This window comes from Pseudomonas sp. TE50-2 (assembly GCF_040813665.1).
Lineage (GTDB): Bacteria > Pseudomonadota > Gammaproteobacteria > Pseudomonadales > Pseudomonadaceae > Aquipseudomonas > Aquipseudomonas soli.
The window spans coordinates 2495001-2506618 of record NZ_JBFNXN010000001.1 but is presented as its reverse complement, the minus strand read 5'-3'; the positions used below and the strand labels follow the sequence as shown (position 1 = coordinate 2506618).

15 protein-coding genes (1 of these 15 only partly in view) are annotated in these 11618 nt (G+C 64.4%); 5 read left to right on the top strand and 10 right to left on the bottom strand.

Annotation, left to right across the window (positions count from 1 at the left end):
- Window positions 1-117: 117 nt before the first annotated feature.
- Window positions 118-822: a biotin/lipoate A/B protein ligase family protein gene (locus AAHK21_RS11520; RefSeq protein WP_367857281.1), complete on the top strand. Its 705-nt coding sequence runs from the start codon at window positions 118-120 to the stop codon at window positions 820-822.
- Here the strand turns inward: AAHK21_RS11520 and crp are convergent.
- Complete coding sequence (crp, locus tag AAHK21_RS11515) at window positions 819-1463, bottom strand: cAMP-activated global transcriptional regulator CRP (RefSeq protein WP_031314625.1); 645 nt, start codon at window positions 1461-1463, stop codon at window positions 819-821. The genes AAHK21_RS11520 and crp overlap by 4 nt on opposite strands.
- Before the next feature lie 190 nt (window positions 1464-1653).
- Here crp and AAHK21_RS11510 point away from each other — a divergent pair, with 190 nt between their 5' ends.
- Complete coding sequence (locus tag AAHK21_RS11510) at window positions 1654-2076, top strand: OsmC family protein (protein ID WP_023532673.1); 423 nt, start codon at window positions 1654-1656, stop codon at window positions 2074-2076.
- A 20-nt stretch (window positions 2077-2096) separates the two neighbouring features.
- Here AAHK21_RS11510 and AAHK21_RS11505 read toward each other — a convergent pair whose 3' ends face one another.
- From AAHK21_RS11505 to hemJ, 7 genes are all read right to left on the bottom strand, one after another.
- Window positions 2097-2522 (bottom strand): hypothetical protein, encoded by a 426-nt coding sequence (locus tag AAHK21_RS11505; protein ID WP_367857280.1) that lies wholly within the window; start codon window positions 2520-2522, stop codon window positions 2097-2099.
- A gap of 2 nt (window positions 2523-2524) precedes the next feature.
- Window positions 2525-3562, bottom strand: coding sequence for a DUF2157 domain-containing protein (locus tag AAHK21_RS11500; RefSeq protein WP_094011453.1), 1038 nt, complete (start codon window positions 3560-3562; stop codon window positions 2525-2527).
- Between the two features lie 10 nt (window positions 3563-3572).
- The gene (gene coq7 / locus AAHK21_RS11495; RefSeq protein ID WP_023629307.1) at window positions 3573-4220 is read right to left on the bottom strand and encodes a 2-polyprenyl-3-methyl-6-methoxy-1,4-benzoquinone monooxygenase; all 648 of its coding nucleotides are present in this window, start codon (window positions 4218-4220) and stop codon (window positions 3573-3575) included.
- A gap of 66 nt (window positions 4221-4286) precedes the next feature.
- A complete protein-coding gene (locus AAHK21_RS11490) occupies window positions 4287-4625 on the bottom strand; it encodes a histidine triad nucleotide-binding protein (RefSeq protein ID WP_011531867.1) in 339 nt (112 codons plus the stop codon).
- Between the two features lie 64 nt (window positions 4626-4689).
- Window positions 4690-5472 carry an SDR family NAD(P)-dependent oxidoreductase gene (locus tag AAHK21_RS11485; protein WP_367857279.1) on the bottom strand — a complete coding sequence of 261 codons (783 nt, stop codon included), beginning with the start codon at window positions 5470-5472 and terminating at the stop codon, window positions 4690-4692.
- A gap of 51 nt (window positions 5473-5523) precedes the next feature.
- Window positions 5524-6480 (bottom strand): nitronate monooxygenase family protein, encoded by a 957-nt coding sequence (locus AAHK21_RS11480; RefSeq protein WP_217868080.1) that lies wholly within the window; start codon window positions 6478-6480, stop codon window positions 5524-5526.
- Window positions 6481-6510: 30 nt separating this feature from the next.
- Window positions 6511-6936 (bottom strand): protoporphyrinogen oxidase HemJ, encoded by a 426-nt coding sequence (gene hemJ, locus AAHK21_RS11475; protein ID WP_023629310.1) that lies wholly within the window; start codon window positions 6934-6936, stop codon window positions 6511-6513.
- A 140-nt stretch (window positions 6937-7076) separates the two neighbouring features.
- On the opposite strand from hemJ, the gene argC reads away from it, so the two are divergent.
- Window positions 7077-8111, top strand: coding sequence for an N-acetyl-gamma-glutamyl-phosphate reductase (gene argC / locus AAHK21_RS11470; protein WP_046857358.1), 1035 nt, complete (start codon window positions 7077-7079; stop codon window positions 8109-8111).
- Between the two features lie 145 nt (window positions 8112-8256).
- A complete protein-coding gene (gene erpA / locus AAHK21_RS11465) occupies window positions 8257-8607 on the top strand; it encodes an iron-sulfur cluster insertion protein ErpA (RefSeq protein WP_046857357.1) in 351 nt (116 codons plus the stop codon).
- A gap of 46 nt (window positions 8608-8653) precedes the next feature.
- Here the strand turns inward: erpA and AAHK21_RS11460 are convergent, their stop codons facing one another.
- Together AAHK21_RS11460 and AAHK21_RS11455 are read right to left on the bottom strand one after the other, a co-directional pair.
- A complete protein-coding gene (locus AAHK21_RS11460) occupies window positions 8654-9745 on the bottom strand; it encodes an anhydro-N-acetylmuramic acid kinase (RefSeq protein WP_367857278.1) in 1092 nt (363 codons plus the stop codon).
- A gap of 4 nt (window positions 9746-9749) precedes the next feature.
- The gene (locus AAHK21_RS11455) at window positions 9750-11165 is read right to left on the bottom strand and encodes a peptidoglycan DD-metalloendopeptidase family protein (protein WP_367857277.1); all 1416 of its coding nucleotides are present in this window, start codon (window positions 11163-11165) and stop codon (window positions 9750-9752) included.
- Window positions 11166-11378: 213 nt separating this feature from the next.
- Between AAHK21_RS11455 and tyrS the strand changes: the two genes are divergently transcribed.
- On the top strand, window positions 11379-11618 hold the beginning of the coding sequence (tyrS, locus tag AAHK21_RS11450) for a tyrosine--tRNA ligase (protein WP_214500663.1). It continues 960 nt past the right edge of the window; only the first 240 of its 1200 coding nucleotides appear in the window; the start codon lies at window positions 11379-11381; its stop codon lies off the right edge, out of view.

The following is an 11618-nucleotide window of genomic DNA, read 5'->3' as shown; positions in this document are numbered from 1 at the left end:
CCGGCATCGTTTGCCGGCTTTTTTGTATTCGAGAGCTTCATCGCGGGGCACCGTCCCAACGTGGGAGCGGGCTTGCCCCGCGATGAGGGCGGTGAACATCACATCAAAGGTGGATCAATGACCGATCAACCCCTGGCCCTTACCGTCGAACAGGGCCTGCACGCCGAACAGGACCTGCTGGCCGCCGTCTGCCGCGGCGAACGCGAATCCGGCGTGCTGTTCTGGCGCCCGACCGACCATGCCCTGGTCATGCCCCGGCGCATGAGCCGCCTGGACAACTTCGAGGCCGCTTGCGCCGAGCTGGCCATCGCCGGCTGGCCAGTGCTGCTGCGCGAAACCGGTGGCGAGCCGGTGCCGCAATCCCATGCGACCGTCAACGTGGCACTGGTCTACGTGGCCCCGCGTAGCGAGGGGGACCAGGGGCGTATCGAGAACGCCTACGAGCGTCTGTGCCTGCCGCTGTGCGATGTCCTGCGCGAATGGGGCGGTGTGGCCTCGGTGGGGGAAATCGAAGGCGCTTTCTGCGATGGCCGCTACAACGTCAACCTCAATGGCCGCAAGCTGGTCGGCACGGCCCAGCGCTGGCGCCAGGGGCTGGGAGGCAAGCGCCCGGTGGTGTTGGTGCATGGCGCGCTGTTGCTGGACAACGAACGCGAATCGATGGTTGCGGCGGTCAACCGCTTCAATGAATGCTGCGAACTGGATCAGCGCTGCCGTGCCGACAGCCACATCGCCCTGCACGAGGTGGCGCCTGCGGCTCCCTGGTTCGAGCGTCTGAGCCGGGCCTATGAGCAAGTGCTGGCGGAGCTGCCGCAGGACTAACGGGTGCCGTAGACCACCATGGTCTTGCCCTTGACCTGCACCAGGCTGCGTTCCTCGAGGTCCTTGAGGACGCGGCCGACCATCTCCCGTGAACAACCGACTATACGACCGATCTCCTGGCGGGTGATCTTGATCTGCATGCCATCGGGGTGGGTCATGGCGTCAGGCTGCTTGCACAGGTCGAGCAGGCAGCGGGCGACGCGGCCGGTGACGTCGAAGAACGCCAGGTCGCCGACCTTGCGCGTGGTGTTGCGCAGGCGCTGGGCCATCTGGCTACCCAGGGCGTAGAGGATGTCCGGCTCCAGACGCGCCAGCTCCCGGAACTTGTCGTAACCGATCTCGGCCACTTCGCACTCGGTCTTGGCACGGACCCAGGCGCTGCGCTGATGCTCCTGGCCGGCTGGCTCGAACAGCCCCAGCTCGCCGAAGAAGTCACCGCTGTTGAGGTAGGCGATGATCATCTCGTGGCCGTCGTCGTCCTCGATCAGGATGGTCACCGAACCCTTGATGATGAACGACAAGGTCTCGGCCCGGTCACCGGCGCAGATGATGTTGCTCTTGGCGGCGTAGCGGCGGCGTTGGCAGTGGGCCAGCAGCTTGTCGATGTTCTTGATCTTGGGTGGCAGGGCTGAGGAGACCATCACGAAATCCTGTTCGATGCGACGCATTGGCTTTTTATAGAGGCTGCCTGGCAGCACGCGCCAGTCATTTGGCGCCAGCTTATCAGACACTTCAACTTGAATCGGCACAAAAGCGCCGCGGCTTGAGCTTTTCCGACAGCCTCGCAAGGTCTAAGCTGACACCCTTTTACGAGATCGGGAGTCCGGATAGATGAAGGCACGCATCCAGTGGGCCGGTGAAGCGATGTTCCTTGGCGAGTCGGGGAGTGGCCACGTCGTGGTCATGGACGGCCCGCCCGAAGCCGGAGGCCGCAACCTGGGCGTGCGCCCGATGGAAATGCTCCTGCTTGGCCTGGGTGGCTGCAGCAGCTTCGACGTGGTCAGCATCCTCAAGAAATCCCGCCAGGCCGTGGAAAGCTGCGAAGCCTTCCTTGAAGCCGAGCGCGCTGGTGAAGACCCCAAGGTGTTTACCAAGATCCACATGAACTTCGTGGTCAAAGGGCGAGGGCTGAAAGAGGCGCAGGTCAAGCGCGCAGTGGAACTATCGGCCGAGAAGTACTGCTCGGCGTCGATCATGCTTGAGCGTGCCGGTGTGGAGATCACCCACGGTTACGAAATCGTCGAACTCGGTTGATCGAAGGCAGCGCCTGCCGGTCAGGCGCTTTGCTTGTGCAGGCGTTCGACACCTAGCAGCAACGCGAGCCCCGGGATCAGCGCAAGCACCAGCCAGGGCGTATTCACCCCGAGCAGGATGAGGATTTCGCTGCTGCTCCAGGTGGTGCCGAAGTGTTCGGCAAACACCTGGCACTGCAGCCACGCAGCCAACGTGCCAGCGAGCACGAACGTGCCGATCAGCAGTTGGCGGCTGGCTAAAAACACGCTGAGCAGCAGGAACAGCAATTGCGCGGGCAGTGTGCCGAGCATCAGCTCAGCGGTGCTGTTGCTGTCAGGGTCGGTAAGCGTCGGCAGTTCCAGGTTGAAAGTGCTTTGCCCGACACTGGCGACCATCAGACAAACGAACAGATAGGCGACCGGGATCAGGCCAAGGCCCTGCAGCAGCCGGGTGAGCGATCGTCCCATGTTCAGCGACGCAATGCCGGCAGCAGTTGCAACAGGCGTTCGGGTAGCTGTGCCCGAAGCTGCTCGCTCAATGCCTCACGTCGCTTCTGGTACAGCACGCCGAGACCGATCACGCCGAGGCCGATCAAGGTCAGTATGACCGGGAACAGCAGGGAATCGGCGAACACCTCGTAGGACAGATAGCCCAGATAGGCCGCCACCCCCATCGCTCCGAACACCATGAACACGGGGCGGCGCAGCAGGACGGCCAGGCCCATCAGTCCCAGGTTGATCAGGCAGTACAGCGCCTTGCCCCACTCGCTGCCGCTGTCCATCAGCGTCAGCCCGCCCCAGAACGCCGCCAGGCCGGCGAGATAGCCCCAGAAGGCATAGTCCCGGCGGGTGCGTCCGTCGATCACCAGAAATACCAGCAGCAGGCCCAGGCCGAACCACAGCGAGACCGTGCGCCGTTGCTCCCAGCTGAACAGGTCGCCATGGAACCACTCGCTCAGGTCCATGGACATGAACCACAGGGCCACCGCGATCGGCATGACGATGAAAGGGAAGGGAATCAGGCGCAGCATCAGCAGTCCAGCCAGTACCGTCGCTGCCTCCATCGCCAACCAGCCACCCTGCACGTAGGTGTAGTACTGGTGGTAGTCGCCCTGGGCGTCGTCCAGCGGCCACCAGCCTGCCAGGCGCTCGATAGCGAACACCGCCAGCGGCACGATGCTGACCGCCACGGCGGCCAGCACGCCGGCGGCGACAGGCTGGTTGCGTCGTTGCAGCGACAGGGCGAACAGGGTGATTCCGGCGATGTAGAGCAGGGCGATGGCCAGCAGTGCACCGTCGCCTATACGCATCCAGGCCTCGGTGAGCAACCAGCCCATGGCACCCATGATCAACAGTGCGCCGAAGTAGAACGCCACATGGGCCAGCTGGAAGCTGGCGCGGCTTTCCGGCTGCTGGCGCAGGAAGGCCAGCAAGGCCTGGTCCTGCCCCGGGTGCAGCACGCCGGCGCTTACGGCGCGTGCCAGGTCCCTGGCGTCGAAACGTTCCATGGTGCGCGTCTCAGATTCGGTAGGTGCTCTTGGTCATGACCTTGGCCAGCAGGCTCATGCCAAAGCGCACGGGCGCCGGGAAGCGGTAGCCGCCGGCTTCCAGCGCGGATTCGGCATGGTGTTCCTCGTCGACGCGCATCTGTTCGAGGATGGCGCGGGACTTGCCGTCGTTCTCGGGGATCTGCTCAAGGTGTTCGTCCAGGTGCTTGCACACCTGATGCTCGGTGGCGGCGACGAAGCCCAGGCTGACCTTGTCGCTGACCAGCCCAGCGAGGGCGCCGATGCCGAACGACAGGCCGTAGAACACCGGGTTGAGCACGCTGGGGTGGCTGTTGAGCTGGCGAATACGCTGCTCGCACCAGGCCAGGTGGTCGATTTCTTCTTCGGCCGCATGCTCCATGGCCTTGCGCACCTGGGGCAGCTTGGCGGTCAGGGCCTGGCCCTGGTACAGCGCCTGGGCACAGACTTCGCCGGTGTGGTTGATGCGCATCAGGCCGGCGATATGACGGCTCTGCTGCTCGTCGAGCTCGGCGTCCGGCTGGACGATGGCCGGCGAGGGACGGGCGGGTTGGCCGCTGAAGGGCAGCAAGGTGCGCATGGCGGTATCGGCCTGCAGCAACAAGCGGTCGAGCGGCGAGTAGTGACGTTCGGTAGCCATCGGGCACCTCCGCTGAAGTGATGCCCGACAGTCTACCTCAATACCCTTGGGCGGGCTTGCCTTGGATCAGCCCGGTGGCCAGTGCATCTGGCGCTGGCCAAGCACGTGCATGTGGATGTGGTAGACGGTCTGGCCGCCTTTCGGGTTGCAGTTCATGACCACGCGGAAGCCTTCCTCGCAGCCCTGCTCGACGGCCAGGCGCTGGGCGGTGAACAGGATATGGCCGGCCAGGGCCTTGTCCTCTTCGGTCAGGTCGTTGAGGGTGCGGATGTGTTTTTTCGGAATGACCAGAAAATGCACAGGTGCCGCTGGGGCAATGTCCTTGAAGGCCAGGATCTGGTCATCTTCATAGATGATATCCGCCGGGATTTCCCGGTTGATGATTTTGAGGAATAGATCGTCCACAGCACGTGCTCCATGGTGAGTGTCGGGGCTGAGTGTACTGAGCCCGACGCTGCTCGCCCAGTGGCTATTCCATGCCGACCGGGCAGTAGCGCCGATGGATGACACCGGCCAGCTTGCGCGCCAGCCAGCGCGGTAGCAGGCGTGGGGCGAAGGCCAGCCAGCGGTTGCGCCTGCCGGGCAGGATCAGGGCGCGGTTTTTGTCCAGGGCGCGCACCGCATACAGGGCGATTTCCTCGGGGCTCAGGCAGCGGGTGTTGCCTTCCAGCCGGGGAATGCGACGTCTGGCTGAGCGCACCGGTCCGGGGCACAGCACCGACACTTTGATCCCGGTGCGTTTCAGCTCTTCGCGCAACGCATCGGAAAAACTCAGCACATAGGCCTTGCTGGCCGCATAGGCAGCCATCCACGGCCCGGGGGCGACGCCGGCAAGTCCCGCGACATTGAGGATCTGCCCGCCACCCTGGATCGCCATCAGGTTGCCGATCGCATGGCACAGGCGACTGAGCGCGAGGATGTTGACCTCGAGCAGGTCCTGCTCATCGGCCCATTCATGCGCCAGGAATGGCCCGTAGGTTCGCTGCCCCGCGCAGTTGACCAGAAGGTCGATACGCCGCTCGCCTTCCTCCAGCTCGAGCACGAAGCCCGACAGGCGCAAGGGTTGGCTGAGGTCGCAGGCACGGAACAGCACTTCCACGCCAAAGCGTTGGGTGAGTTCGATGGCCACCGGCTCCAGCGTTTCGCGCTGGCGTGCCACCAGGATCAGGTTGCGCCCGCGCCGCGCCAGAGCCTCCGCCAGGGCCAGGCCCAGGCCGCTGGAGGCACCAGTGATCATGGCGTAACGGGTCATGCAAGGCTCCTGGGGCGAAAGGGGCGCCTAGTGTACAGCGTGGCCGTTTTGCTACAAGGCGTTGCTGCGCAGCTGCTGGCTGCGCTCGAGGGCCGCTCGGTATTCGTCCTGCAAGCGCCCGATCAGGTCACCGGCAGTGGGCAGGTCATGGATTTCGCCGACACCCTGGCCGGCCGACCATACGGTCTTCCAGGCCTTGGCTTCCTCGTCCAGCGGCTTGAGCTTGCCAGCCTCGTGGCTGCTCTTGAGCGCGGCCAGGTCGTACCCTGCCTGCTCGAGGCTCTGGCGCAGGAAGCTGGCGGGGATGCCGGACACCGCCGGGGTATGCACGATATCGGCCGCACCCGCGCCCAGGATCATCTGTTTGTAGGCGTCCTGGGCCTGGCTCTCGCGGGTGGCGATGAAGCGTGTGCCCATGTAGCCCAGGTCCGCCCCCAGCAACTGTGCGGCCAGCAGTTCGTGACCATGGTTGAGGCAGCCCGCCAGCAGCAGGGTCTTGTCGAAGAACTGGCGGATCTCCGCAACCAGGGCGAACGGGCTCCAGGTGCCGGCATGGCCCCCGGCTCCGGCCGCCACGGCGATCAGCCCGTCGACACCTGCCTCTGCGGCCTTCTCGGCGTGGCGGCGGGTGGTCACGTCATGGAAAACCAGGCCGCCATAGCCGTGCACCGCGTCGACCACCTCCTTCACTGCGCCAAGGCTGGTGATGACGATGGGGACCCGATGCTCGACGCACAGTGCGAGGTCGGCCTGCAGACGCGGGTTGCTCGGGTGCACGATGAGATTGACCGCATAGGGAGCGGGTGCCTGCAGTTCGGCCAGCCCTGCTTCGATCTCCTCCAGCCAGGCCTTGAACCCTGCACTGTCACGCTGATTCAGGGCCGGGAAGCTGCCCACCACGCCATTGGCGCAGCAGGCCAGCACAAGCCGGGGGTTGGAAATCAGGAACATCGGCGCCGCGACCAGAGGCAGGCGCAGATGTTTTGCGAGCGAGGCGGGCAGGGACATGGCGAAACTCCTGTAGGCGGGTGGATATCGTCAGAACGGTTTGACCACCACGAGAATTACGACGCCCAGCAGCATCAGCACCGGTGCTTCGTTGAACCAGCGGTAGTACACGTGGCTGCGGGTGTTGGTGCCGGCGGCGAAGCGTTTGCGCTGGGCGCCGCACATGTGATGGTAGACGGTGAGCAGCGCGACCAGGGTGAGCTTGGCGTGCAGCCAGCCCTGGCTCAGCCAGCCGGGGTTCAGGTACAGCATCCAGCCGCCGAACACATAGGTGGCGATCATCGCCGGGTTCATGATGCCCCGGTACAGCTTGCGCTCCATGGTGACGAAGCGCTCAAGGCTGATACTGTCCTGGCTCTGGGCGTGATAGACGAACAGCCGTGGCAGGTAGAACAGGCCAGCGAACCAGCAGACCACGCTGACGATATGCAGCGCCTTGATCCATAGATAGAGCATGGGGAGTTCCTTCAGGTTTTCACGGTCGTCAGATAGTAGAGGCCAAGGGGCCGAAGGGTCATCCCAAGAGTTGTTACAGGCGCCTTGGCCCCCTATTATCGTGCGCTTTCCAGTGGTCTCGTTGATAAGGGGCAAGCGTCATGATCAAGGTCGGTATCGTCGGCGGCACGGGTTACACCGGTGTCGAACTGCTGCGTCTGCTGGCGCAGCATCCACAGGCCGAAGTGGCGGTCATCACTTCGCGCTCCGAGGCGGGCGTGGCGGTTGCCGACATGTATCCGAACCTGCGCGGCCACTACGACGGCCTGGCGTTCAGTGTTCCGGACAGCAAGACCCTGGCTGCCTGCGATGTGGTGTTCTTCGCCACGCCCCACGGTGTCGCCCACGCCTTGGCCGGCGAGTTGCTGGCCGCCGGGACCAAGGTCATCGACCTGTCCGCCGACTTCCGCCTGCAGGACGCTGTCGAGTGGGGCAAGTGGTACGGCCAGCCCCATGGTGCTCCAGAGCTGCTCAAGGATGCGGTCTACGGCTTGCCCGAGGTGAATCGCGAGAAAATCCGCCAAGCGCGCCTGATTGCGGTGCCGGGTTGCTACCCGACCGCTACCCAGCTGGGCTTGCTGCCATTGTTGGAAGCCGGCCTGGCCGATCCGTCGCGCCTGATCGCCGACTGCAAGTCGGGCGTCAGCGGCGCCGGGCGTGGTGCCGCTGTGGGCTCGCTGTTCTGCGAGGCTGGTGAAAGCATGAAGGCCTATGCGGTCAAGGGCCACCGTCACCTGCCGGAGATCAGCCAGGGCCTGCGCCAGGCAGCCGGCAAGGACATCGGCCTGACCTTCGTGCCGCACCTGACCCCGATGATCCGCGGCATCCATGCCACGCTCTATGCGACGGTCGCCGACACTTCTGTCGACCTGCAGGCGCTGTTCGAGAAGCGCTATGCCAATGAACCGTTCGTCGACGTGATGCCCGCCGGCAGCCACCCGGAAACTCGCAGCGTGCGCGGTGCCAACGTCTGCCGCATCGCCGTGCACCGGCCGCAGGGCGGTGATCTGGTGGTGGTGTTGTCGGTGATCGACAACCTGGTCAAGGGCGCGTCGGGCCAGGCGGTGCAGAACCTCAACATCCTGTTCGGCCTGGATGAACGCATGGGCCTGTCCCACGCGGGCCTGCTGCCGTAAGCCAGCGTACGTCGCCAAGGCCCGCCGCGTGCGGGCCTTTTTCGTGGGGCCGACTAAAGCCGCACAATTGTTGACCGATTTTCTCGGACAAGCGGATAATACGCCCCATCGAGTTTTATGGCGGCACTGCGCCGGGAGAATCAACATGAGCGTCGAATCCTTCACCCCCACGGCTTTGGAGTTCACCCCCGGGGCTGCGCACAAGGTGAAGACCTTGGTCAGCGAAGAGGGCAACGAGCGGCTGAAGCTGCGTGTGTTCGTGACCGGCGGCGGTTGCTCGGGCTTCCAGTACGGCTTCACCTTCGATGAGGACGTGGCCGATGACGACACTATCGTCGAGCGCGAAGGCGTCGCGCTGGTCGTCGACCCGATGAGCTACCAGTACCTGGCCGGCGCCGAGGTGGATTACCAGGAGGGCCTGGAAGGCTCGCGCTTCGTGATCAAGAATCCGAACGCCACCACCACCTGCGGTTGCGGTTCGTCGTTCTCGATCTGATCGGGTCGGGCATAAAAACGCCGCGCATTTGCGCGGCGTTTTGCATTCAGGCGGGGTAGATCGCGCCGAGGATGCGCAGGCCTCTGGCGGCGGTCACACTGGGCCGATTGGCGGGAATGCCTTCCAGGCAACAGTGGGCCAGCCAAGCGAAGGCCATGGCCTCCACCCAGTCGGGGTCCACGCCATGCGCGGCGGTGCTGGCAACCTTCGCCCCAGGCAGGAGGGCGGCCAGGCGAGCCATCAGGACGCCGTTGCGGGCACCACCACCGCAGACCAGCAGGGCTTCAGTCCCTGACTGAGCCTGGCGTAGCGAGTCGATGATGGTGTGGGCGGTCAGCTCCAGCAGCGTGGCTTGGACGTCTTCGTCGCGATAAGCGGGTAGCCGGGCCAGGTGGGCATCCAGCCACGGCAGGTTGAATACCTCGCGCCCGGTGCTCTTCGGGCCGCTGCCAGCGAAGAACGGATCGCTCAGCAGCGCCTTCAACAGATCGTGCTGCACGCAGCCGCTGGCCGCCCAGGCGCCATTGGCATCAAAGGCCTGGCCTTGCTTGCGCTCGATCCAGGCATCCAGCAACACATTGCCCGGCCCGCAGTCGAAGCCATGTACCGGTTGGTCCCGCTCGATCAGGCTGAGGTTGCTGAAGCCGCCTACGTTGAGGATCGCCAGGCTGTGGCCAAGATGGCCGAACAAGGCTTCGTGAAATGCCGGTACCAGGGGGGCGCCCTGGCCGCCTGCCGCCACGTCGCGGCGGCGGAAGTCGCCCACCACGCAGATGCCGGTGAGTTCGGCCAGCAGGGCCGGGTTGCCGATCTGCACGGTGAAGCCGCGGGCCGGCTCATGGCGAACAGTCTGGCCATGGCTGCCGATGGCGCGAATGGCCTCGGGTTCCAGGCCTTGGGCGGCCAGCAAGTGGTTGATGCCCTGGGCGGCCAGCGTGGCCCAGCGGTTCTCTGCCAGGGCGGCACGCGCGATCTCGTCGGGGCCGCTGGCGCAGAGCCCGAGCAGATCCTGGCGCAGGTCGACGGGCATGGGGATGTAGTGGGTGGCGAGCAGCCGCAGCTGCTCGTTTTGCTCGATCAGGGCGATGTCCAGGCCATCGAGGCTGGTGCCGGACATCACCCCCAGGTAGAGCGCCATGGGCTCAGCGCTTGTTGGCTGCGAGCAGAGTGGCCTTTTCCTGATCCATGCGGGCAATCAGGGGCTGGCTCTGCTGGTTGAAGCGCTGGCGCTCGGCCTTGGCGATCGGATCGGCCATCGGCACCTTCTGGCTGAGTGGGTCGACGTGCACGCCATTGACCTGGAACTCGTAGTGCAGGTGCGGGCCGGTCGAAAGGCCGGTGGTGCCGATATACCCGATGATCTGCCCCTGCTTGACGCTGGAGCCGGTCTTGATGCCCTTGGCGAAGCCCTGCATGTGGCCATAGAGCGTCTTGTACGAGTTGCCGTGGGCGATGATCACGGTGTTGCCGTAGCCGCCACGGCGGCCGGCGAGCTCGATGCGACCGTCGCCTGCTGCCTTGATTGGCGTGCCGCGTGGCGCGGCGTAGTCCACGCCCTTGTGCGCACGGATCTTGTTGAGGATCGGGTGCTTGCGGCCGGCGGAGAACCGCGAGCTGATGCGGGCGAAATCCACCGGGGTGCGGATGAACGCCTTGCGCAGGCTGTTGCCGTCGGCGGTGTAGTAGTTGGTGTTGCCCTGCTTGTTGGTGTAGCGCACGGCGGTGTAGGTCTTGCCGCGGTTGGTGAAACGGGCGGAGAGGATGTTGCCGGTGCCGACCACCTTGCCGTCCATCATCTTCTGCTCGTAGACCACGTCGAATTCGTCGCCCGGGCGGATGTCCTGGGCGAAATCGATGTCGTAGCCGAGGATGCGCGCCATGTCCATGGTCATGCTGTGGGACAGGCCGGCGCGCTGGGCAGAGGCGGACAGCGAGCTCTTGATCACGCCGTGGGCGTAGGCGGTGCGCACCACCGGCTTGCTGACCTCGCGCTCGAAGGCGAAGCCCTTGTCGGTGCGGTTCAGGCGGATGGTCTCGAGGTTACTGACCTTGCTGTGCAGGCTTGCCAGCTGGCCGTCCTTGTCCAGCTCGAACTGCAGCACCTGGCCATGCTTGAGCTGGCTGAACTGCTTGGCCTGCTTGTTGCTGGCCAGTACGTCGTGAACGACGTTGGCAGGCAGGCCGACCTTGTTGAACAAGGTCGAGAGCGTATCACCGCGGCTGACGACCACTTCGCGGTGACCCGGGGCCTTGTCCTCCGGTTTGGCCGCAGGGGCTGGAACGGGTTCTGCCTTGGCGGTTGCGGGTTCTGCACCTTCGATCTGGGCGAAGGGCGAGTCGCTGTTCTGCTCGGCCTGTACCAGCGGGGCGCCGCGGGACTCGTCCTTGAGCTGTTCGGCCGGGCTTTCCAGCTCCAGGCTGAGGGTGGTTTTCTTGGCTTCCACTTCGCTGGACGGGAATACCAGCAAAGCCAGACTGAGAAGGGCGGCGATGCCGCTGGCGGCCAACAGATGGCTTTTCGGATAAAGCGGGGGCGCTTTAGGCGTTTCGTTGGTCATAGGTAAGGTGACTTTGAAAAAGGTGAAATGGAAAAGATGAATGACATGATGAAGATGAAATAACTGTATAAAATATAACCAAATCCATTCTCACGCAAGGGCGCGTAGACGTTGCGGTGCGCCGTTCGGGTCACAATCCGTTGCGAAACTTGTATTTGATGGCCGATCTTGTATGGTTGGCTCCCCTTGAATCCTAGCGTTGCGGGTCTGTCTATGAAGTCGGTTGAAGAGCAGCTGGCGCTTATCAAGCGCGGTGCGGAAGAGGTATTGGTCGAGTCGGAACTGGTGGAGAAGCTCAAGCGCGGCCAGCCGCTGCGCATCAAGGCGGGCTTCGACCCAACCGCGCCCGACCTGCACCTGGGGCACACGGTGCTGATCAACAAGCTGCGTCAGTTCCAGGAGTTGGGCCACCAGGTCATCTTCCTGATCGGCGACTTCACCGGCATGATCGGC